The following is a 753-nucleotide window of genomic DNA, read 5'->3' as shown; positions in this document are numbered from 1 at the left end:
ACGGTCAATCATGGTGCGTGCCGCGCCGACCTCGGCCTGCCGGATCGCACGGCTCGCCTCGACATCAACGATAACGGCATTATCGAGATCGATCAGATAGTTGGTCGCGTAAGCGAAGAAGGCGTGGCCTTTCAGCGCTCCGCTCCATTGAGCCGCCGGGTCCGACCTGGATACGAACTTCGGCTTTGTTTCGCTGGCCGCACCCCACGCTGCGTCATTCAGCGTATCGAGATATTCCTGAACCGAGCGGCGGGTCTCGGCCATAGCTTCCCAGTCGACCGCTTCCGATCCTTCCGCTGAGCGCTGCTTGTTGGCATCCGCCTTGATCAGGCTCGCATCAACGGCGAAGCCTTCGCCACCGACAAGACCCTCTTCGATGCAACGCCTGACCGTGGTCTCAAACAGCTCGCGCAGCAAGTCACTATCGCGGAAGCGGCCATGCCGGTTCTTGGAGAAGGTCGAGTGATCCGGGACATCGCCTTCAAGGCCGAGCCTGCAAAACCAGCGATAGGCGAGGTTCAGATGTACCTCCTCGCACAGCCGACGCTCCGAACGGATTCCGAAGCAGTAACCAACGATCAGCATACGGATCATCAGTTCCGGATCGATCGAGGGCCGCCCGATCTCGCTGTAGAAAGGGCGCAAGTGAGTCCGAAGGCCGGACAGATCGACGAAGCGGTCGATAGATCGGAGAAGATGGTTCGCCGGGACGTGCCGCTCGATGCTGAACCCGTAAAACAACGCTTCCTGCGC

1 protein-coding gene is annotated in these 753 nt (G+C 60.2%); it reads right to left on the bottom strand.

Annotation, left to right across the window (positions count from 1 at the left end):
- Positions 1–753 (bottom strand): transposase (locus LXM96_RS21520; RefSeq protein ID WP_240000596.1); only part of this gene is annotated, 753 nt, incomplete at both ends.

The organism is Rhizobium halophilum (genome assembly GCF_021648825.1).
GTDB lineage: Bacteria > Pseudomonadota > Alphaproteobacteria > Rhizobiales > Rhizobiaceae > Neorhizobium > Neorhizobium halophilum.
Note: the sequence above shows the minus strand (reverse complement) of the source record. Positions and strands in the feature narration are given on the sequence as shown.